Annotated in this window: 15 protein-coding genes; 4 read left to right on the top strand and 11 right to left on the bottom strand. The window is 47.0% G+C overall.

Annotation, left to right across the window (positions count from 1 at the left end):
• Nucleotides 1–40: 40 nt before the first annotated feature.
• From SPD80_RS06445 to SPD80_RS06435, 3 genes are all read right to left on the bottom strand, one after another.
• Nucleotides 41–1,753, bottom strand: coding sequence for an Ig-like domain-containing protein (locus tag SPD80_RS06445; RefSeq protein ID WP_320829018.1), 1,713 nt, complete (start codon nucleotides 1,751–1,753; stop codon nucleotides 41–43).
• Nucleotides 1,754–1,766: 13 nt separating this feature from the next.
• Complete coding sequence (gene tyrS, locus SPD80_RS06440; protein ID WP_320829017.1) at nucleotides 1,767–2,984, bottom strand: tyrosine--tRNA ligase; 1,218 nt, start codon at nucleotides 2,982–2,984, stop codon at nucleotides 1,767–1,769.
• A 159-nt stretch (nucleotides 2,985–3,143) separates the two neighbouring features.
• On the bottom strand, nucleotides 3,144–4,709 hold the full coding sequence (locus SPD80_RS06435; RefSeq protein ID WP_320829015.1) for a hypothetical protein: 1,566 nt from the start codon (nucleotides 4,707–4,709) through the stop codon (nucleotides 3,144–3,146).
• A 275-nt stretch (nucleotides 4,710–4,984) separates the two neighbouring features.
• On the opposite strand from SPD80_RS06435, the gene SPD80_RS06430 reads away from it, so the two are divergent.
• On the top strand, nucleotides 4,985–7,060 hold the full coding sequence (locus SPD80_RS06430; protein ID WP_320606013.1) for a PBP1A family penicillin-binding protein: 2,076 nt from the start codon (nucleotides 4,985–4,987) through the stop codon (nucleotides 7,058–7,060).
• 126 nt (nucleotides 7,061–7,186) lie between these two features.
• Here SPD80_RS06430 and SPD80_RS06425 read toward each other — a convergent pair whose 3' ends face one another.
• The 4 genes from SPD80_RS06425 to SPD80_RS06410 form a co-directional block, all read right to left on the bottom strand.
• On the bottom strand, nucleotides 7,187–7,618 hold the full coding sequence (locus tag SPD80_RS06425; RefSeq protein WP_320606012.1) for an ArgR family transcriptional regulator: 432 nt from the start codon (nucleotides 7,616–7,618) through the stop codon (nucleotides 7,187–7,189).
• A 180-nt stretch (nucleotides 7,619–7,798) separates the two neighbouring features.
• A complete protein-coding gene (locus SPD80_RS06420; RefSeq protein ID WP_320606011.1) occupies nucleotides 7,799–8,971 on the bottom strand; it encodes an EpsG family protein in 1,173 nt (390 codons plus the stop codon).
• Entirely contained in the window at nucleotides 8,968–9,552 is a 585-nt protein-coding gene (locus SPD80_RS06415; RefSeq protein ID WP_320829013.1) for a hypothetical protein, read from the bottom strand. Before SPD80_RS06415 ends, SPD80_RS06420 begins: the two co-directional genes overlap by 4 nt.
• Before the next feature lie 20 nt (nucleotides 9,553–9,572).
• A complete protein-coding gene (locus SPD80_RS06410) occupies nucleotides 9,573–10,019 on the bottom strand; it encodes a GtrA family protein (protein WP_320606009.1) in 447 nt (148 codons plus the stop codon).
• A gap of 140 nt (nucleotides 10,020–10,159) precedes the next feature.
• Between SPD80_RS06410 and SPD80_RS06405 the strand changes: the two genes are divergently transcribed.
• A complete protein-coding gene (locus SPD80_RS06405; RefSeq protein WP_320829012.1) occupies nucleotides 10,160–11,299 on the top strand; it encodes a C39 family peptidase in 1,140 nt (379 codons plus the stop codon).
• A gap of 336 nt (nucleotides 11,300–11,635) precedes the next feature.
• Here the strand turns inward: SPD80_RS06405 and SPD80_RS06400 are convergent, their stop codons facing one another.
• On the bottom strand, nucleotides 11,636–13,357 hold the full coding sequence (locus SPD80_RS06400) for a phospho-sugar mutase (protein WP_320829011.1): 1,722 nt from the start codon (nucleotides 13,355–13,357) through the stop codon (nucleotides 11,636–11,638).
• 205 nt (nucleotides 13,358–13,562) lie between these two features.
• Here SPD80_RS06400 and rlmKL point away from each other — a divergent pair, with 205 nt between their 5' ends.
• A complete protein-coding gene (gene rlmKL, locus SPD80_RS06395) occupies nucleotides 13,563–15,950 on the top strand; it encodes a bifunctional 23S rRNA (guanine(2069)-N(7))-methyltransferase RlmK/23S rRNA (guanine(2445)-N(2))-methyltransferase RlmL (RefSeq protein ID WP_320829010.1) in 2,388 nt (795 codons plus the stop codon).
• A 1-nt stretch (nucleotide 15,951) separates the two neighbouring features.
• On the opposite strand, the gene SPD80_RS06390 is transcribed toward rlmKL, so the two are convergent.
• On the bottom strand, nucleotides 15,952–16,911 hold the full coding sequence (locus SPD80_RS06390; protein ID WP_320829009.1) for a glycosyltransferase family 2 protein: 960 nt from the start codon (nucleotides 16,909–16,911) through the stop codon (nucleotides 15,952–15,954).
• Between the two features lie 69 nt (nucleotides 16,912–16,980).
• A complete protein-coding gene (locus SPD80_RS06385; RefSeq protein WP_320829008.1) occupies nucleotides 16,981–18,486 on the bottom strand; it encodes a S10 family serine carboxypeptidase-like protein in 1,506 nt (501 codons plus the stop codon).
• A gap of 129 nt (nucleotides 18,487–18,615) precedes the next feature.
• Here SPD80_RS06385 and SPD80_RS06380 point away from each other — a divergent pair, with 129 nt between their 5' ends.
• Nucleotides 18,616–20,883 (top strand): KUP/HAK/KT family potassium transporter, encoded by a 2,268-nt coding sequence (locus SPD80_RS06380; protein WP_320829007.1) that lies wholly within the window; start codon nucleotides 18,616–18,618, stop codon nucleotides 20,881–20,883.
• Here the strand turns inward: SPD80_RS06380 and SPD80_RS06375 are convergent.
• On the bottom strand, nucleotides 20,858–21,727 hold the full coding sequence (locus SPD80_RS06375) for an HAD-IIB family hydrolase (protein WP_320829005.1): 870 nt from the start codon (nucleotides 21,725–21,727) through the stop codon (nucleotides 20,858–20,860). The two genes, SPD80_RS06380 and SPD80_RS06375, sit on opposite strands and share 26 nt — an antisense overlap.
• Nucleotides 21,728–21,735: the final 8 nt, after the last annotated feature.

Raw genomic sequence — 21,735 nt, 5'->3', positions numbered from 1 at the left:
TAACCGTTTACGTTTTTAAAGCATCCCTATCAGAAAGTTGCTATTTCTTTTTCCTAAGGACCGCCGCAAAAATGCAAATGTTTGCTGCCACTATAGAAACACCAATCGGAATCCAAACATTAAAATCGTCAGAGGTCTTAGGCAAAACCGCAGGTACGCGTTTGTTGCTTTGCGTGGCCGAAGGTTTGGGCGTGCTTGGTTTGCTCGTTTGATTATTAGGAATGTCTGTAGAAGGAGTAGGCTGCTCGAGCTTCTTCTGGTCTACAACATCTACCTGTACCAAGCTAGAGCCTTCATGGCTCAAGGTAACAGACTCTACTGCACTACTAAGTTCATATCCTTGAGGAGCCTTAGTTTCCTTAATAGTATACGTGCCCAAATCAAGTGCCTTGGAATATCCAATACCGTCTTTGCCGGTAACAATCATGTCTACCGCATTACCCTTTGCATCACATACTTCATATTCTGCATACTGCAGCGGCTCACCAGCAGGATTAGTCTTTACCAGCTTAATGCGCTTTTGCATGATAGGCCTTGTTGGTTGTGTATATCTTCCCGTAGCATACGCCTGCGTGGCGCCCTTATCGATATATATAATGTCACCAGAAATGCGTCCCGTAGCGTTACTTGTTGGGAATGCCTGCTGATCAGCATCATACGAAACGGTTTCAATCATTGAGTTAACGCCCTCATCGGGGTTGTACTCATCATCAACGGTGACATAGTACTTCCCACTATAGGCACCGATGTTAGAAGTCTGAACAATATCGAGGTAAGCAGCCCCATTAAGCGTTTCCTTAGTAATGGTAAAGGAATCTGTGACATCAGTAAGTTTGCTTGTGTCATATACTTGGCTATCGCAAAAAGGCATGGACTCTGGTAAGGCATACACCTTTACCTGAGCGTTGTCATATACTGGATTGGCATAGTTTTGCCACCTAAATGAGACTGGCTGGGTTTTATCGGCAAAAACAGCATTATTAAACTGTACATAGCGCTTAGTCTCGGGGTTAATGGTATAGATTTGCTGAGCACTATGTTGGAATGCACCAGCTTTTAGAGTATTGAGCGTGCTTGCACCAGTACCCCAGTCAATGTTGTACGTCTCAGACTTGCTTACCCCGCCAAAGGAATCAGTCCAGGTATATGAACCGTTATTGGGGATAAGAGCCGCAGAAGGATACTCTTTAAACTGGTTATAAAGGGCAATGTCTGTATGCGTATTTACATAGTCTGTAAATACATAGGTTACCTTTGCGGTTTGTGGCTCATAGATAGCATAGGCAACAAGCTCATTACCATCAAAGAGGCTGCGTACAGCCACTACCTTATCATCAACTGTGCCACCTAAACGAGCTGCAGAATCAAGCTGAATAGTAAAGTAATCACCTGGCTTGATTTCATTATTGGCATTTGCAGCAGTTGCGGTATATACCGTATTAATAACGTTGAAGCCATAAGGCTTTACCGTATCTTGGCGTACATCTGTTGGATTTACCAGATTACGAACCTCATGCGTAATCTGAACTTTAGACAATTTGGATGAAACATCATTGCCCAAAACAATGGTATTTGGCACAGAAGTACCTGTGGAAGAAATTACCGTGGGATCTTGCGGCAAAGGCCTAACACCAATACCCGTAATGCCCGTAGTTGAGCGATAGTCATCTACATAGTCTTCTGCTAATGCAGGGCTGCTTAAGCTGCCCACCAAAAACAATGCCGCTACAAGCGACGTAATAAGCTTTTTCATAGTGTCTCCGTTACTAAACCAAGCGAGCCCAACGACGCTTACCAGACTGAATAGTTGTTCCTGCTCCAAAGAGTTCTGGAGCTACATTATAGCACCTAGGCGCAACGGCCTCACCGTTAATCTTGACGCCACCGCCATCAATCAAACGACGTGCTTCACCAGCAGATTTTGCAATCTGTACGTCTACCATAAGCTTGGCAAGGTATACCATGCCTTCATCATTTACTTCGACCGTACTCAACGCAAACTCAGCAATGTCCTCAGGTACCTCATTGCGTTTAAAGGTTGCATCAAAAGCAGCTTCTGCCGCTTGTCCCGCACCCTCGCCGTGATACAAATCACAGATGTTGCGTGCAAGCATACGCTTAAGAACATACGGGTCAGCGCTGCCATCCGCAAACTGTGTATCGATCTTCTCAACCTCATCCACGGGCAGTGTAGAGCACAGACGGAAGTACATAGGAATGAGCTCATCGGCAATGGACATAAGTTTGCCGTACATATCATCTGCGGGGTCAGTAAGACCTACATAGTTTTTGTAACTCTTTGACATCTTTTTAGTGCCGTCTAAACCAACCAGCAAAGGCATGGTTAGCGCAACCTGAGGCTCCATACCCTGTGCGCGCATAAGATCACGGCCAGCAAGCAGATTGAAGATCTGATCATTGCCGCCCATCTCTACATCTGCATTGATAACTACGGAATCATACGCTTGCAACACGGGATAAATGAACTCATGCAAAGAGATGGACATGCCGTTAACATACCGATTATGGAAGTCCTCGCGCTCCAAAATACGGGCAACGTTAAACTTGCTCATAAGACCTAACATGTCAGACAACTGCATGGGCTTAAGCCACTCACCATTGTGCACAATGGTGGTCTTTTCTGGGTCTAGCACCTTCATTGCCTGGGCAACATACGTTTTGGCATTTTCTTCTACCTGCTCTTCCGTGAGCGGAGGACGGGTAGAATCGCGCCCTGAAGGGTCACCAATAAGAGCAGTACCATTGCCAATGATGAGCGTGACGCTATGACCCAAATCTTGGAATTGACGCATCTTACGTAAAGGAACTGCATGACCTAAATGAAGGTCAGGACTGGTTGGATCTACGCCAAGCTTAATAGTCAGCGAGGTGCCCTTCTCGAGCTTCTTTTTGAGTTCATCCAATGGAACAATCTGCATGGTTCCAGACGTAATTACCTTAAGCTGCTCATCAACAGAAAGCAATGCTCTACCCTCCATGGGTTGTATGACGTAACGTACTAACAAAAAGACGCGCAGCAAACCCACGCGTTCACAATTGCATTGGTACAGAATAACGCACGAACACACAACATGTGCGCGCAACCATACGCGATTAAATAAAACCGTAACTAAACACTATTTTTAAGACTGCAGCGAATATCCAATAATTGATTTTTTCCCATACCATTGAGCCAAGCGATAATTAATGTAATTATCCATGTTGTCTCTAATATCACCCATTAACAAAACATGAGGTACATTACGGTAAAAAGGCACTGTTACCTCTTGTTCATGTGAGGTTTCAATCAAATATATGCGATTGGATACCTGCCTGTCATAGCTCTGCGCTTGACCCGTAACTATGGAATGAAACGCAGACAAACTAGACAGCTTTTCTCGAGAGGCAGCATGGGCATATGATGCGCTTAAAATGACGGTAAACACAAGCCCTATACCTGCACAAATATGAGCTACTTTTCTTGCCGAGAAAAGTAGCTGTGGCTGCACGGGCATATCCACTGATATGTCTTGTAGTGTGGCTGCTTCAATCAAGCGTTTATGCAAGACCCAACCAATCCACCATACAAGGTTGACAGCAAGTAATACAACCAGCAAATCAAAACGACAGTTTTGTACACGACCAGGCCCTACGGTACCCATGGAGTACAGTGTGGGCGTAAAGCTGGAGGCAAACAGAGCCATACTTGCAATGCTTACCCATCCCGGTTGGCTAAAGCTAAACTTTTGTGCTATGCCACTCTGACGTAGTACATACACAAAGAGTGGTAACAAAAACAGCAGCATGATTACTACAAAACCGTCCACCCAATCCATGAGCCCATGTAGAGATGCCCCTGTAGATTGCACAATCGTATCCAATACTCCTAGCTTAGTATTGGGGAATTGCACTTGTTGGCGTACTTCATTACCAGGTGCAGAAAAACTCACAATAGCGCCAAGTATCAAAGCAATGGTAGGAATTACCACGCAAGCCATTTTGCCATGACGCTTTACTATAACCGCAATGGTTGCGCTCATTCCCAATTCAAGTGCCACTAAAAGCGTTACAAAATTACCGCCAGCAACAAAGAGTGCTAACAGCGTTGCAACGCAGACTCGTACTATAAAAACCCAGAGCTTCTCTATGGTCATAGTACGAATAATAAAGCCAATAAGCAGCAGCATTAAAGCATGGTAGCCCGTGTAATATATAGCGCTGTTGTACCAAAAAATACCTTCTACAGGACTTGGTTGCAACAAAAGCTGCGCAATCAGGAGCACAGACGCCACACTTAACCAAGCATAACTGTAATCATGCAAACAAATCTGCATGGTGGTACGCACAAAATAGAACGTACAGCCCACCAACAGAGCAAGAGCAATCCAAGCACTTATAACGTAGGCACTTTCTGAGAAAACACCGGGCTGGAGTGCCATTAAAAAAATGGCAGAATACGTGCCCTGCCAGTCAAACCATGCAACACTCACCTGTCTTAAAGCTTCCGCAATAGCAGCCAACACATTGCCCTGAGATTGTTGCAGAGCAAGATGCGCCCATACGCCATAATGCCAGTCATCTGCATAGGAATGGTTAAACACTGAGATTACGAGCAGCGGAAGCAAAACCAAGCAAAGCACGCATACGCTTCCTATGCCAAGCACAAGAAAATCTGTACGATGAGCTTGTTGTTTGCTTTGCACACCCACACCTGCTCTCCTTTACATACTCCCCTTGCGTGCTTACAAACCATGCCTGTGCGTTCTGTGCGTTACAAGGATGTATGTACAGCAGTGTAACGTAAGTGCTCTTGAGTGTGATACGCCTGTGAAATTCACAGCAAAATGCCAAGTAACACAAATACATTTGCCATTGACGCTCACTTTATAATGCAAGATAGTTCACAATTAAGAGTTACTTACGTTCGCATCCTGTCACACATGTGAACAGACTAGCTCCCAATGGCGAACAAGAGGAGGATTTAATGGGTGTTCGCACACGTAGAGCTCATAGGCATGCGCAGACTCATGCTTTTGGCTTTGGTGTACTTGGCGTCTTTGGTTTTATCGGCCTACTGGGCATTGCGCTCATGGTTTCTTTGGGCTCGCTCATGACCTTTTGGCTAACTGACCTGCCAGATTATAAATCTGCAGACGCCTACCTTGTTGCAGAACCAACCACGGTGTATGACGTTAAAGGTAATGTCATTGCAAACTTTTACCTACAAAACCGCAAGAGCGTAACTATGGAGAACGTTTCTCCTTACGTTATTAAGGGCACGGTAGACACCGAGGACATCCGTTTTTACAAGCACAATGGCGTAGACCCCTACGGCATCATGCGTGCAATATTCTCTAACGCTTCTGGTGGCTCTGAGGGCGCATCTACCATTACACAACAGCTTGTTCGCAACACTGTTTTGTCTGATGAGCAGTTTGATAAAACCGTCAAACGTAAGGTACGTGAAGCCTATATTGCTGTAGAGATGGAAAAGACCTACACCAAAGATCAGATTCTTATGATGTACCTAAACACCATTTACTACGGACAAGGTGCCTATGGTATTGAGGCTGCATCCATTACCTACTTTAATAAGCACGCCAATGAGCTGACTTTGGCAGAAGCAGCAACACTTGTTGGTATTCCTAACTCCCCTACCGCATATGACCCCACTGTTAATCCCAACGATTCTAAGGCTCGTCGTAACGTTGTTCTTAAGCGTATGCTTAAGGCTGGCGATATTACTCAGGAAGAGTATGACGCAGCCTCCCAAGAAGACATTACGCTTAATCGCGGACAGTCTGTTACCAGCGAGAAGGGCAAGTACCCTTACTTCACCAGCTATATTGCATCTCTTTTGTCTGAAGACTTTGATGCCAAAACCATTTATCAGGGTGGCCTGAAGGTATACACCACCTTAGACCCAGATAAACAAGATGCTGCCGAGAAGGCCGTCCAGGCGCAACTTGATGCCATTGGCAATAGCGAGCTAGAAAGCGCTCTTGTAGCCATCAATAACCAAAATGGCTACATTGATGCCATGGTAGGTGGACGAGACTACGATACTAACCAATTTAACTTAGCAACTCAGGCACGCCGCCAGCCTGGCTCAAGCTTTAAGGCCTTTACCTTAGTCGCAGCTATTTCTCAGGGTCTTGACCCCAAGACCAACCTTAACTGCAACTCACCTGTTCAGGTAACACCCACATGGCGCGTCCAGAACTATGGCAACACCAACTACGGCACTATTTCTTTTGCACGCGCCACAGAGGTTTCCTCCAACACGGGCTATGTACAAGTTGCACAGGCCATTGGTGGCGCCACCATCTCGAGCACAGCAAAAAGCATGGGCATTAAGGTAGATATCCCCTCATATGCCTCTATTACCCTTGGTACCATTGGTGTTCCTCCCCTGCAAATGGCAGAGGCGTATTCCACCTTGGCAAATAATGGTATTCACCGTGATGCGGTTGCTATTACCAAGATTGAAGACCGCAACAACAACACCGTGTACGAGCATAAGGAGCAAGCAACTCAAGCTATCTCTGGCGAGGTAGCTTATGCAACCACACAAGTGTTGCAAGGCGTTGTAAACAGCGGTACTGCTACGGCTGTTCGCAGCTATTCTCGCCATGTTAATCAGCCCATTGCTGGTAAAACAGGCACTACAGAAAACGCTCGCGACCTTTGGTTTGTAGGCTATACACCCCAGACTACTGTTGCTGTTTGGACTGGCTTCCGTGAAGAGAAAACCATCTATGTATATGGCTCTGCTGGTCACCCCTCTAATACATCTTGTCCTATTTTTGGTCGCTATTTAGACCTGACGTTAGGCGGCGTTGCGCGCCAAGAGTTTACTTCCAGTCCTGCGCCAAGCTACAAGCCTTCGAGCGCTTGGGCGTTTGCTAAGTCCCAAAAGCCAGAGACTCCAGCGCAAACAACAGAGGAAACACCACAAACCGAGCAGCCAGAAGAAGAGCAGACCGATCCCGTTGACTCGCCCACTACACCCGCTACCCCTGATAACAACCCGCCTGATACAGCAGCTGCCGGAGACTAATAGCTTTAGTCAATCTGTCAGGTCAACTGCCCAGCTTTGGATTGCACGCATCTAAGGCACAAAGCAAATCCCTCGCCCTGTATACGCATACAAGGCGAGGGATTTTTATGCTCTGACAAAACTGTGCTATACGTTGCGCAATTTGTTTACCAATACCTCAAAATCTGCACCAGTCTTTGCAGCATCAGTTACAACTAAAATAGTGTCATTACCAGCAAGCGAACCAACAACGGTAGGAAGATCTGCTGCATCAATAGCAGCAGCAATACCAGGAGCAGTACCTGGCTGAGCCTTAATTAACACCTGGTTATCTACACGACGAACACTCTGAACCAATTCAGAAACCATACGCTGAAGGTGTAAGTCCTCTGCCAATACATAGATGCCCTCGGGCAGTTTGCGCAGACCCATATCTGCAATGTCACGTGAAACAGTTGCTTGCGTGCAATTGTAGCCATCATTCATAAGCTCTTGCACAAGTGCACGCTGCGTGCGAATAGACTTGCTTCGAACAATGTCTCGAATAGCATCTTGCCTACTGTTGCGCTTTTTAACCATGGTGGCAACTCCTTATTGAAACAGTAAAATTATTGGATACTCATACTTGATTACTGTTTCCTAGTCATTTATGTTTTTAACGCATAAAACACTATCAAAAATGTATGTAAATGCAATAAATAATTCTATGAAAGCATGTGATTTATACCCTGAATTGACATATATACTGTTTTTATTGCATTAAGCGTGTAGAAATATGCTCTGAAATGGCAAAACACCAAATTGCCCGCCAAAGTATACGCGCACAAATGTTGCAAGAAGCCAGCAAGCCATAATTGCAAGAATATATGCATAACGTTTATGGGTTGACTGCTCCTCCATAACTGCAGTAGGTAATTGCAGCAGGATAAATGGGGCAAAATACCGAGCAATGCGCTCAAAGATAAAAGGCATATACAAACCAGCAAGCGCAGATGCGCAGCCTAAAACACTTAAAAGAACAAGCGCATTGTCCCAACGTGAAAGTTCCTGTTTGCGTCTAAATTGCCACAATATAAAGACCAAGCAGATGCTCATTACAATAATACTGTCCCAATGGGGAGACACAACTGCATACCCTGAGCTACTGTCATACAGATAGCGACCAAAGCGCGTACCAGAAAGTACAACTTTGCCCACATTTTTAGCCACATACCCCACTACCAAAAAGACAGCCAATAAGACCAAGGCGCGCTTAGAATTGAGCTTAAGGAAATACAGAGGCCAGAGCAGTAAGAAAATAAGAGCACTTATATGGAATGCTGCTCCTAACAAAACCCAAGCTCCATAACAGGCAAAACAGTGAAGAGTATTGTAGCTTTTCTCTCCTGTTTTCTCTGCCGTACTATCCCGCTGGATAACACTACTCTTTTGGTCAGGTTCGTGTTGGGCAAACGCCGATGGCGCAATCCATTCCAATGCATTAAAGATACATGCCAAAGCCATCCACTGACGAATGATGTTATACGTCTCAAAGTAAAAGCCTGCAATAAAAAACAAAGCAAGACTAAAAACTGGATGCAAAGAAAGCCTTTTGCAAGCGCGCATCATAAGTGCGTAGATAAAAGCGGAGCTCACCGCAAATAACAGCTGCGGAGATTTGCTGATTGTCCACAATACACGGATAAGCGCCACAAAACCAATGTCCATACCCTGTGGGATAGAACCACCAGATCCATAAATGGTATACAGCTCGGAATATCCTTGGAAACGCGAGTAGTCAACACCAATATCTAGACGTATAGCCGCAGGAAGCCACATAACTAAAAAGGCTCCTATCCACAAAGCCCATTGCTGGTGTTTGGAACACAGTGGCATAGCGGCAAGCCAAACAAACATGCAGCTCAACAGTGCAGTATAGACGTATATCATCATATACTCTGCTCCTTTGGCTTGCGGTCCTTTGGCTTATAGGCATACAAGGCGATAGCAACACAGAGCGCCGCTGTTGCAATACCAAAGGTTACAACCCATGCACAAAAAACAGGGGCCAATATGGTTGCAGCATCAGAGGCACCAATGCGTTCTGTTTGCTGCTGCACTAAGGTATATGTTCCATCATCTGAGGAATATGCCTGCTTAAAAAATTGTGTTGCCTGCGCCGCAAGCTGCTGTTGAGCAAGCGTCTGCTGTTCTGGAGAATCCGTACCAATAAGAGCGTATACGTATCCGTCATGTCGAGAATACAGATACATCCATGCAGGAGTTTGCTCCATCCATTCCTGTTTAAACTGCTTTTGTGCACGCAAAGTTGTAAAGTTACGTGCCACTTCACGAGGGCTGACCATAGAGGGAACTGCTGTTTGTACCTCATATGAACACAGCTCAAACGATGTACCCGCGGGCAGAGGCACACCACCTATATACCGGGCAGCAACACCACCAACAACTGCACCTATCAGCGCACCAAGAATCAGCGCGCAAAGATGCTGGCGTATGTACTCAAAGAACTGCATACAAAACCTTTTGTGACAATTTACTTGCGAGCAGGGGCACTCGCTTTATGGGAAGTATCTGCGTCTAACCAGACTTTACGAGACACAAAGTTCCAAACCATAACAACGCCTGTAGCAACTACCTTTACGCCCACATAGTACGGCCCATTAGCATAGGCAACACCCAAAGCGGTAAAGCTGAGCTCGCCTGCCCACATAATACATGAGTTAAGAAGTAGTCCAACAACAGACAAAACAAAGAAGACGATAAACTCGCGCGTCTTAGACAGATCTTCTCGATGGGTAAATACATAGCGCATGGATGCAAGGTAGTTAAAAATAGCAGAAACGGTAAAGGAAATAGCAGAAGCAATAATGGGATTCATACCCAGCCACTCATGCAGAGCAATCATGATGCCAAAGTCTACCAAGGTGGCCAAAACACCCACAACGCCAAACTTCACGATTTGTGCCAACAATCTATTCATCCCAAAAACTACCTTCCATCGTTTTATATGCACCAATACCATAATACACGTGCGCTTATGCACAATCCGCGCTATATTAAACAGTATCAATAAAGCATGTAACCTTACATGCAGCCTGATTGGTTAAACGAAGGAGCTATATGCCGTACTCACAGCAACCTCGCTCATCAAGGCCGGTGTCTCAGCAGCGAGCTCGTCAGGCACGCACATCAGAGCGTCAACGGAGACAGTCATCTGGCATTTCTGCCGCAGGCCGTTCTCAGCGTGCGGATGGCACAGGCGAATACTCTTTGCGTGGACAGCGTATTGACCTTAACAAGCGCGGCATCTTTGGCAGGTATAATCCGCGTGTCATTGCTGTTCTTGTAGGCGGTATTATTATTGTCATTTTGCTTGTTGTAGGCATTTCTAGTTGCGTACGGAGCTGTACTGCAAAGAAGGCTCCAACGGTAGAAGCCACTCAGAATGAAAGCGGTATTGCAGCAGGTATTTCTAGCGAGCTCAGTAAGAGCTTGGAAGGACAGCTCTCTGTGGGAGACAACTGGAAATCCATTGCCAAAAATGCCGATAAATACACCAATGAGCGCATTATTGAACTTGCATTTGAAGACCCTGCAGCAGTAGACTTTGTTGCCAAGGTCCCCACTGCCTCCAAAGAAGCGCAGACTTACTCTGATGCCGTTACTAAGAACACCGTTCCCCTGTTGTATTCCTATGACGCGCGCTGGGGCTTTATAGACTATGCAAATGCTCCTTTGGGAGTAACTGGATCCGGTCCTACTGTCCTTGCTATGGCTTACATGTCTTTAACGGGCAAGAATGACCAAACTCCTGCAACCATTGCAAAACTTGCCACCGATAACAACTATGCCACCGGCGATGCCTTTACCGACCTCAAGTTCTTTACTGACAAGGCCAAAGATTTGGGCCTGTACGCAGAGTCCGTTGACGCTTCTGCAAATGAAATTACGGGTTCCCTTAAAAATAATCATCCCATTATTGTGCTGGTAAACGATAAAACCTTTACCAACCATCAGCACTATGTACTGCTGGCAAGCCTCAATGCAGACGGCACCGTAAACGTATACGACCCCACCAATAGCCTAGTAAGCACTCGTCCTTGGGCAGTACAAACCATCTTGGGATACACCTCCAGCAAAATGATGGTTATGCACCCCGCTGAAGAGACTACCCAGGATAGCTCCGATGAGTCCAAGAGTGCTGATAGCGCAGATGCTAGCGCTTCTAGCTCCTCTGGCTCTTCCAAATCCTCCGAGTAAGGATTGATTTCATAGCTCGCCTTACTGATTGAGTTGTTTAGGTTGAGCCTGCTTACCCCACTTACAGTAAACCGCCTCTCATTTCTGGAACAAAAAATGAGAGGCGGTTCTTTATGGCTTACATCATCAAGCTTTTTGCCTTTAGTTTCTAAAGCGTCGTGTCATTATTAATATTAATAATGACACGACGCAACACAAACGTAGCTATTGCAAACGTAGCTATTGTTCTCATCCCATGTAGCTACTGTTCTCGTTTTACGTAACTATTGTTTGTATTCTGCTTATTAACTACCGTCCACCCTACGCTACGTAAGAAGTTTGCGCAGGTCACAAGCGCTAGGCTAAGAGCTTCTCGGAAGCCTCTTGCAAAGCTGCACGAACAGCCTCGGACTCTGCACGCGTAGCGCCCTTAGAGAACAAATAGGCCTTTACCTTAGGCTCGGTGCCCGATGGACGGAAAATAACCTTATTGTTGCCCTCAAGCGCAAACTCAATGACATTGGAGGAGGGCAAAACCTGAGGCGCTTCTTTTTGCAGGCCAGACACACGAGGCATTTGAGGGCCCGTTGCGAAGTCTGTTGTGGCAAGCACCTTATAGCCACCAATCTCTACAGGAGGATTGGTGCGTAGGCCATCCATAATTTCTGCCATATGAGCAGCACCTGCAGCACCAGGGAAGCTAGCGTTTACTGTGCCGTTAAGGTAGTAACCATACTTTTGGTACAAAGCTTCCATAGCCTCGTACAAATCCATGCCCTTTGCAGCGTAGTAGGATGCCATTTCTACGCACAGCATAGTTGCAACAATAGCGTCTTTATCGCGTGCGTGCGTACCAACCAAATAGCCGTACGACTCCTCAAAGCCCATCAGGAAGCGATTGGACTGGCCCGCCGCAGTAAGCTGATCAATTTGATCACCAATGTACTTAAAGCCTGTAAGCACGCGACGCAGCTCAAAGCCCTTATCGACAGCTATAGCGTCACACATAGAGCTCGAAACAATAGTGGTAACTGCCACCTTGGACGACACGTCCTCGCCGTTTTGCTGGGCCATAGTAGACAACCAGTCCATAAGCAGCACGCCCATCTCGTTGCCAGAGAGCAGCTTGTACTCACCGGCATGAGGAATGGCAGTCCCCATACGATCTGCATCGGGATCAGTTGCTACCAACAGGTTAGGCTTGACCTCATCTGCCAAGGTAAGCCCTAAATCAAGTGCCTCACGAAACTCAGGGTTGGGATACGGGCACGTGGGGAAATCTCCATTAGGCTCAGATTGCTCGGGGACAACCGTTACGTCGTTTACGCCAATTTCGGACAGAATGCGACTTACACACTCCATGCCAGTGCCATTAAGCGGAGTGTATACCACTTTGTAGCCATCGGATGCCTTAAAGCCAGGGACGGAAACTTCCTTGATGGCCTGTATAAAATCATCAAGCACATACTCAGGTGTCCACTCAATCAATCCCTGCTGCAGGGCTTGATCAAAGTCCATGCACTTCACGGCACCAAACATAGCCGTCTTTACAATGGCAGCACTAATCTCATCTGCAGCCTCGTTGGCAATTTGACCGCCATGCTCGTTATACACCTTATAACCGTTATATTTTGCGGGGTTATGACTTGCGGTTAACACAATACCAGCGCTGGTGCCCAAACGACGCACCGCAAAAGACAGCGCTGGAACGGGCTCGATGCGAGGATACACGTACACATGGATGCCATTGGCTGCCAAAACACCAGCTGCTACACGCTGAAACTCCTCGCCCTTATTGCGAGAATCGCGCGCTATCGCAACACTTGGATGAGTGTAATGAGCATTAAGATAGTCCGCTACACCCTGCGTTGCCCGAGCAACCACGTGCACGTTCATGCGATTGGTGCCCACACCAATCGTTCCGCGAAGGCCAGCTGTCCCAAACTCCAGACCACGATAAAACGCGTCATACAACTCGTCAGTATCGGCCGCGATAAGTGCCTTGAGCTCGTCAACTAAATCTTGTTCTTTCAGGTTATTCAGCCACTGAGTAACCGTTTCTTTAATGCTTTGATCCATGAGCGGGTCTCCTTACCAGAGAGTTAGAAGCTATACCAGTGACGCTTGTGCGTCGTTATGTACAATTCGTTGCGTACAATTGTTATATTCTATAAATGTTAGCCATATTTACCTTACTTGTCAGCGGAAGATGTAAATACTCAGATTTACCCATGTATCGGATACACTTTAACCATCATTCAAACGACGGGCGAAAGGTGTCCCGATGGAGTTTATGGCAACATGCCCCAAGGGTTTTGAACAGCTCTTGGCCAATGAGCTTATCTCATTAGACTGCGAGCAAGTGCGCCCACTTACTGGTCAAGTAAGTTTTAGCGGCACCCTTGCGTGCGCTTATCGCGTGTGTTTGTGGTCTCGTTTGGCTTCTCGCATTACGCTTATTTTGGCGCGCGTAAACGCCGCAGATGCCAACCAGCTTTATGAAAGCATCTCTGCACTTCCCTGGGAAGAGCATGTTTCCACCACGGCAACGGTTGCCATAAACGCTCATGGCATGAACGATGAGCTTCGTAACACACAATTTACTGCCCTGCGTACCAAAGATGCCATTTCTGACCGCATGCTCGCAAAGAAGGCAATTCGTCTGACAACCAATCCTGCCAATCCTGATTTGCGCATTACCCTGCGTTTGCGTAACACAAGCGCTCTGGTTGGCATTGATTTATCTGGCAATCCCCTCTTTCGCCGTGGTTACGAGATGGGCAAATCTGCTCGTCAACCCATAGCGCCCTTACGCCCTGACTATGCTGCTGCACTGCTGGCACAAGCTGGCTGGTTTCGTGCATGTCGCCACGCCAACCCTACGCTGCTGAGCGTATATACCGGTGCAGGCACTATCCTTGCCGAAGCAGCAGCTCAAGCACTTGATCTCGCACCTGGTTTATTGCGCAATACCTGGGGCTTTGAAGGCTGGCTTGGACATGAGGCTACAACATGGGCGCGTCTACAAGCGGAAGCCAAAGCGCGTGCACAAAAGGGTGCATCGAGCGCATTAACTCTTATTGGTGCAGATGATCGCCATGGTTGGGAGTCCGCTGCACGCCAAACCATGCGCGCCGCCGGCATCCCATACGAGCCGCAGCTTGTTAGCTCTACCGCAGTAACGAAGGCAGCTGCTCAGCTAGACAGCTCAGCCATATGCGTGTGCGACCTCAGTTTTTTCTCGGCAGATGAACTGCCTGTAGAAGCACGGGCATTGAGCGTAGCACGCGGTGTTGTTGCTGCGCTGCCAGATGCCACGTCCCTCAGCGCTGTAGATAGCACCAACACACTCGACGCAGCACTGGACATAACAGCCACCGAGCACATTGATATTTTGCTGGGCCAAGACAAGGCATCTATTCGTAGCTATGACGTAACGCAGCGCGCGCAAAAGCTGCCGTTGGTTACCTACGGTGACAACAAGCAGGTAGCTGTGCTTATGGAAGCATCAAGTCAGTTTGCTGCACGTCTTTCTAAGATGTATAAGCTTCGCAAAAAATGGGCCAAACGCGAGTATATAAGCTGCTATCGCATATACGATGCAGACCTGCCTGACTACGCCGCTGCCATTGATGTCTATGAAGGCCTCCCCCGCCACCGCGCTGGTGTGCTACAAGCTCCTGAGCGCTGGGCAGTTGTTGCAGAATACGCTGCCCCCAAAACGGTCGACCCCACCCTTGCTCACGAGCGGCTGTTGGACATGCTTACCCTTACGCCACTCATTTGTGGTATTGACCCCACGCACGTGTATGTCAAAACACGCATGCATTCCAAAGGTGGTTCGCAGTATGCCAATACCGAGCAAAAAGACAACCAACGTCGTCACGGTCATTTGATTGACGAGAATGGCCTGACGCTTGAAGTTAATTTTGAAGACTACCTGGACACCGGCTTATTCTTGGACCATCGAGACACACGCGCACTGCTGCGTGAACTTGCCAAAAAAGTTCCTGAGCATGGATATTTTTGCAACTTATTTGCCTATACGGGCAGCGCAACCTGTTATGCTGCCGACGGTGGCGCTCGCAATACCACAACGGTAGACATGTCTAAAACATATTTGGATTGGGCTCAGCGCAATATGCGCCGCAATGGTTTTACCGAAGACACACACAAGTTTGTGCAGGCAGATGTACTTCAATGGATTGACGCTGAACGCCACAGTGCACATCGCTATGACCTTATCTTCTGTGACCCTCCCACATTTTCTAATTCTTCTCGCATGCGCAAGCGTGGTTGGGAGGTCCAGCGTGACCATGTGGAGCTTCTTATTTCACTATCTCGTATGCTTAGCAAGACCGGTATATGCGTATTTTCTTGTAACTTGCGCAACTTTAAACCCGATACAGAGGCGCTCACCAAATTTGGTGTTGAGTTGGAAGATATTACCGATAAGACCATTCCAGAGGACTTTGCGCGTAATAGCAAGATTCACCACTGTTATATAGTACGAAGGGCTCCACGGGCCAAAGACGCCCCTCATACATCCAAGCCCACCAAGGCACCGCGTGCCTTGAAAGGTCCTCGCCCAAATCCACAAAGCAGTGGCAAAAAGCCTTACCCCAAGCGCCCTGACAGCAGCTCTGACAGCAAGCGTAGGTTTTCTCGCTAGGCTATTGCTTATCCCAGGTACGCTCGGCGACAATAAAACGAGGGCGGTTTTTTACTTCAAGATAAATCTTGCCAATATACTCGCCAATGATGCCTAGGGCTAAAAGCTGCAACCCGCCAAAAAGACAAATGAAGCAAACCATGCTCGCCCACCCTGGCATGGTGTACCCCGTAAACACACTTACGATTGCCCAGATAATGCCGATAAAACCTACAAGGCTAAACATGGCACCAAGCGATGCAATAACATGAATAGGCTTAATAGATAAGCTCGTAATACCATCAAAGGCAAACGCCAACATCTTGGTAAGCGAATAATGGCTTGTGCCTGCCATACGCTCAGAACGCTCATAAGTAACGGTAGTGGATTTGTAGCCCACTAAAGGCACAAGCCCCCGCAAGAAAAGATTGACCTCATTAAACTCTGCAAGACCATCAAGTGCACGGGAGCTGAGTAAGCGGTAATCCGCATGATTAAATATGATATCTACCCCTAGCATATTAAGTACCTTGTAATACCCCTCGGCGGTCATACGCTTAAAAGCAGTATCAGTTTCTCGCTTGGAACGCACGCCATACACTACGTCATAACCAGCAAGATACTCATCAACCATCTTGGAAATGGCATGAATATCATCTTGGCCATCGCAATCTGTAGAAATACAGGCATCACAGTATGTACGAGCTTCCATCAAACCAGCAAGAAGAGCATTTTGATGCCCACGATTGCATGAAAGTGACAGCCCCTCATAATGCTCATGCGCGGCAGCAAGCTCGCTAATAAGCTCCCAGGTTTTATCGGTAGAACCATCATTGATAAAGCAAATCTTACTTGAAGAAGCAACCTTCCCTGCATCAATAAGCTGCTGAAGCTCCTTGAGAAAAAGCGGCGCCGTAAGAGGCAAAACCTCTTGCTCGTTGTAACAGGGAATGACAATCCACAAATTGGGCCGTGTATTCATAGCAATATTCTTCTTCGTGTAAGGTGCACGTAATGCATCTGTCTGATTATAGCCTACTCATACAATGCTCTAGTGCGCGCTCTTTTTGTAGAAGTTCTTGAGGTCATCATACATAGCAATGAGCGTAGGAACATCCACATATGCCATATGGCCACAGCCATAGCGATGCCACTCAATGTTTTGTTTAATGTCATCCGATAAAAACTGAGTGCTCAGGTCATGCAGCACATTCCAGTAGGTAGTGGCAGCATCAAAGCGGCCACCTAAGATTGCAAGCTTGGTAGTTGGACTACGGCGCAGTGCAGTAGCAATGTCAAAACTTACATTGGGCGCACCTACTTTGCCCTCAGTACCAGCGCAAGCATGGCTCCAATCCCAATTAACGCCAATGGTTGTGTAGTTGCTACCTAAATAGCGCGTAGGTGCAGTGTAGCCGACCTTCTCGCGAAGGAAGGTACGCAATGCCATATTCCAAGGTGCATCCAAAGCGTCTAGAGCTGCATCTTCCATAGCTAAAAACTCATGGGAAGTCTGTGCGGGGTGGTAAGAATCAGAGGTAAAGCGGGTATCCAAACGACCTATAACCCGAGCTTCATCCTTGAGCAGCTTGGTGCGGAAGGTCTCCAAATCAACGCGCAGGTGCTTAGCGGCAATAAGTTGAGCAGGCAAACCAATATAGTTAGAAAGCTGCTCTGCTACCTGCTGCTCCTCTGTTGCACTTAGGCGATCTCCCTTAAGCAGGGCGGGTGCCAAAATGTCTTCTGTAAAGCTTATGGCTGCATCAAACCAAACGTCTTCATCCATATCTTTGCCTGCTTTGCCAAAGAACTGTGCCGTAGCAGCATACGTTGGCATCATACCCAGATAATAGAGGTCTTCTCCAGGAAGTGTTTGCACCCAGTTAAAGATGGCAGAAAGCATAATAACGCCCGTTACATAAACGCCTTGCTCACCCAACAAACGCATAAGCTGAGAATTACGAATGGTGCCATACGACTCACCAAACAAATAGATAGGACTACCCCAACGATTGTTCTTCTCTAACCAATCTTGAATGGCACGTGCAAAGGCAGACGCATCTCCATCAATACCAAAGATTTTCTTGGGATCTACTCCTTCTGCAAGCGTAGACCACCCCGTGCCAGGAGCATCTAAAAAGACTAAATCAGACTGCTGGAGCAAGGTATAGGGATTGTCCTTAACCTCTGGTTTGCCCACGTGCTGTACGCCTTTTGTCTCTACGCGAACAGGGCCAATACCACCAAAGTTTACAGGCACCGACGCAGAACCAGGACCACCATTAAAAGCAAAGGTTACAGGACGAGACACATCAGGCTGTCCATTAGTAGTTACCACATAACTTAAAGAGAACATTTGAGCCAAAAGTGCTCCAGCATCCTCCCGCACCTCAAGATGTCCAGCAGTTACCGTATAGTCCATGGTCTTGCCATTTGCAGACCACGTGAGGTTGGCAGATTTTGCCTCTGGAACAGCTGGACGAGGATCTGCAGCAACCGTGCGAAACTCATCTGCTTTTTCATGGCTTGTAGCTGCAGATTCTTTGACATCAGACATATATAACTCCTAAAGTGATTCTTGGTAAACTTTCTTCTCCCTACTTTACCCATCAAGCGCAGTTGAAAGTCCCTTGGCATGAATTACAATGAGAAATTACCTAATAAGAGCTGTCACACAGGAGAAGACGTGCAAGCTAGCAAAACCGCCTCATTAAAGAAGCGTAAATCACACTCCATTCCTTTATCGGCAGGAATGATTCTGGTTACTTTAGGCATCGTATACGGTGATATTGGCACCAGCCCCATGTACACCCTTAAAGCCATTATGGCGGGTAATGGCGGCTTGGCTACCATGAGCGAGAATACCGTGTTGGGTGCACTTTCTTTGATTATCTGGACGCTTACGCTCATCACGACCGTCAAATACGTGCTGGTAGCTATGCGTGCCGATAACCACAATGAAGGTGGTATCTTTGCACTCTATAGCCTGGTTAAACGCAACGCTAAATGGCTGATTATCCCTGCCATGATGGGCGGTGCGGCCCTGCTTGCCGACGGCATTCTTACGCCCGCCGTTACGGTTACTACCGCTATCGAAGGTCTTCGTACTATTGACCCCATTTATGCCGTAATTGGTGATAACCAATCTATTGTGGTTGCCATTACCGTTGCTATCTTGTGTGGTTTGTTTGTTATGCAGCGTGCTGGCACTTCTACCATTGGTAAAGCTTTTGGCCCCATTATGACCATATGGTTCTTATACCTCGGCATTACAGGCTTCCTTAATCTTACGGTAGATTTTAGTATCTTGCGCGCTCTTAACCCCATGCGTGGCCTTGTCTTTTTGTTTGACGGCTCCATCAATCACGCCGGGCTTATGGTTTTGGGTAATGTGTTTTTGTGTACTACTGGTGCAGAAGCTCTGTACTCTGATATGGGTCATGTTGGTAAGCCCAACATCTATGTAAGCTGGCCCTTTGTAAAAACCTGCCTGATTCTTAATTATCTGGGACAGGGTGCTTGGATTTTAGCTCATCGCAGTGACGCCACCATGGCTGCCATCAATGACCTCAATCCGTTCTTCCAAATGCTTCCCGAAGAACTGCGCGCCTTTGCCGTCATTCTTTCCACGTTTGCCGCAATCATTGCTTCCCAGGCTCTTATTACGGGTTCTTACTCCATTGTGTCTGAGGCTATTCGCTTAAACCTCATGCCTCATCTTAAGATTAACTATCCCTCAGAAACCAAAGGTCAGATTTACATTCCCTTGGTTAACAACATTATGTGGGCAGGCTGCATTGGCGTTGTGTTGCTGTTCCAAAGCTCTGGTCATATGGAAGCTGCATATGGCTTAGCAATTACCGTAACCATGCTTATGACCACCATTTTGCTCTTTACCTACATCAGCAAAAATCTGCATCGGATGCCCTTTGCCGTGGTCTTTATTATCATCTTTGGCGCCATTGAACTTATGTTCTTCTTCTCAAGCCTCACGAAGTTCTTCCATGGTGGCTATGTAACTGTCTTGATGGGTTTCTCGCTCTTTGTAGTTATGTATGTATGGCGTCGCGGCACTGCTGTAGAGCGTACACAATCCGTCTACTTGCCCGTCAATAGCTACTTAGATCAGATTCATAGCCTGATTCATGACGACGAGTATCCTATGACCGCAGACAACCTGGTATTCCTTACGAATGACTCATCCTTTGATAAGTTAGACCGCGATATCTTGTATTCCATTTTGGATAAGCGCCCCAAGCGTGCTAAGGCCTACTACTTCTTAAATGTACAGGTAACTGATGAGCCTTACACGCGTGAATTTGTTGTCAATAGCTTTAATACGGACTTCCTTTTTAAGGTACAAATCCGTCTGGGCTTTAGGGTTAACCAGCGCATTAACACATATCTGTACCAAATTGTTGAGGACTTGATGAACTCCGGACAACTTGCTCCTCAGGAACATAAGTATTCTATTTATCGTGAGCACTCAAAGGTGGGTGACTTCCGTTTTTGCCTGCTGCGCAAGATGCTCTCTCCAGAAACTGATATTTCTGGTTTTGACCAGCATGTCATTACACTCAAATACCTTATTCGCCGCTTGTGTGGCTCTCCCGCACGTTGGTACGGCTTGGAAGGCTCTAACGTACTATTTGAGTATGTTCCTTTGTTCTCTAAGATTAAGCAGTGTAATAAGCTCGTTCGCAAACCCCTCAATCCAGCAGAGGCACAACGCATGTTTGTAAGCACTCCTGTTGTTGCTGCCAAGAAGGATATGGCTGCCACTACTGCCAATGACGATGACGATATTTTTTCTGCAGCCGTTGAAGGTGACCGCTCAGAAAACTTTGCTCATGCAACCAACGAGCTGGTTGGCGGAGATACGGCAAGCTTTGCACCTTTGGTTTTGGACGAAGATGATGAGGACGACGCTACAAGTCCGCTAAAAGCTGATTAAGATACCTACCTACGCCAGCCTCATTATTGGTCCATGCAAGCAAGGTAGTGGCATACGCAGATACGCCCTCCATGGAGTTGGCCATAGCAATGCCATTACCTGCTGCCTGCAGCATGGATACATCATTAAAAGAGTCACCAAAGGCAACGGAACGTGCCACATCTTGGGAGATATGCTCGCATAACCAAGACAGTGCTGAGCCCTTAGTGCAGTTTGCATCAGATATTTCTATATTCCAAGCTGCTGAGCTTACACATGCTAAACGGGTATCTTGTGCCACGCGATTGCGCAGCGTCTGCGCTGTGTGTTGATCGCGAAAAACCACGCTTATGCGTGCAACGGTATCGCACGCATCTATAAGCTCATGATAGTTAGCAACAGCTACACTCTGGCGCAGCTGTTTTGCTAACACAAGCGTATGTGGATCATGGATAAACTCATGTAAATGCATGCTGTCAAACTGTGCCTCTAGCGCACAAGAATCCGTAAAGATATCCATAATGACATCAAGTGGTTCTAGCAGCTCTACAAGCTCATGTGCACGCTCATGCCCTAAGTTTGTCTCATGTAAAGGCACAAGCTGCAAGCCAACCTCATGCTGTTGCACTTCCAGTATCTGTGCACCATTGTTACAGATGGCATAGCGTGTACTGGGATGCTCCAGCAATGCAGAAGGCAAGCCGGATGTTGGCCTACCCGTACAGGGGACAAAACAACCGTCTGCCTCATATAAAGCAGTTAAACTTTTTACGTTATACGGTGGCACGGTTTTCTCGTCAGACACAAACGTACCGTCCATGTCCGAGAAAACCATCAAGCTATATGGATTGGTCTGTATGCCCATGTAATCAA

Origin of the sequence: Atopobium sp. (assembly GCF_034113385.1) — a bacterium.
GTDB lineage: Bacteria > Actinomycetota > Coriobacteriia > Coriobacteriales > Atopobiaceae > Atopobium.
Note: the sequence above shows the minus strand (reverse complement) of the source record. Positions and strands in the feature narration are given on the sequence as shown.

Coding starts and splice junctions, on each gene's coding strand:
- SPD80_RS06420 (WP_320606011.1), bottom strand. CDS start 8,971: ATGATGATATACGTCTATACTGCACTGTTGAGCTGCATGTTTGTTTGG.
- SPD80_RS06385 (WP_320829008.1), bottom strand. CDS start 18,486: ATGTCTGATGTCAAAGAATCTGCAGCTACAAGCCATGAAAAAGCAGAT.
- SPD80_RS06425 (WP_320606012.1), bottom strand. CDS start 7,618: ATGGTTAAAAAGCGCAACAGTAGGCAAGATGCTATTCGAGACATTGTT.
- SPD80_RS06390 (WP_320829009.1), bottom strand. CDS start 16,911: ATGAATACACGGCCCAATTTGTGGATTGTCATTCCCTGTTACAACGAG.
- SPD80_RS06410 (WP_320606009.1), bottom strand. CDS start 10,019: ATGAATAGATTGTTGGCACAAATCGTGAAGTTTGGCGTTGTGGGTGTT.
- SPD80_RS06405 (WP_320829012.1), top strand. CDS start 10,160: ATGCCGTACTCACAGCAACCTCGCTCATCAAGGCCGGTGTCTCAGCAG.
- SPD80_RS06400 (WP_320829011.1), bottom strand. CDS start 13,357: ATGGATCAAAGCATTAAAGAAACGGTTACTCAGTGGCTGAATAACCTG.
- SPD80_RS06375 (WP_320829005.1), bottom strand. CDS start 21,727: ATGGGCATACAGACCAATCCATATAGCTTGATGGTTTTCTCGGACATG.
- rlmKL (WP_320829010.1), top strand. CDS start 13,563: ATGGAGTTTATGGCAACATGCCCCAAGGGTTTTGAACAGCTCTTGGCC.
- SPD80_RS06430 (WP_320606013.1), top strand. CDS start 4,985: ATGGGTGTTCGCACACGTAGAGCTCATAGGCATGCGCAGACTCATGCT.
- SPD80_RS06415 (WP_320829013.1), bottom strand. CDS start 9,552: ATGCAGTTCTTTGAGTACATACGCCAGCATCTTTGCGCGCTGATTCTT.
- SPD80_RS06445 (WP_320829018.1), bottom strand. CDS start 1,753: ATGAAAAAGCTTATTACGTCGCTTGTAGCGGCATTGTTTTTGGTGGGC.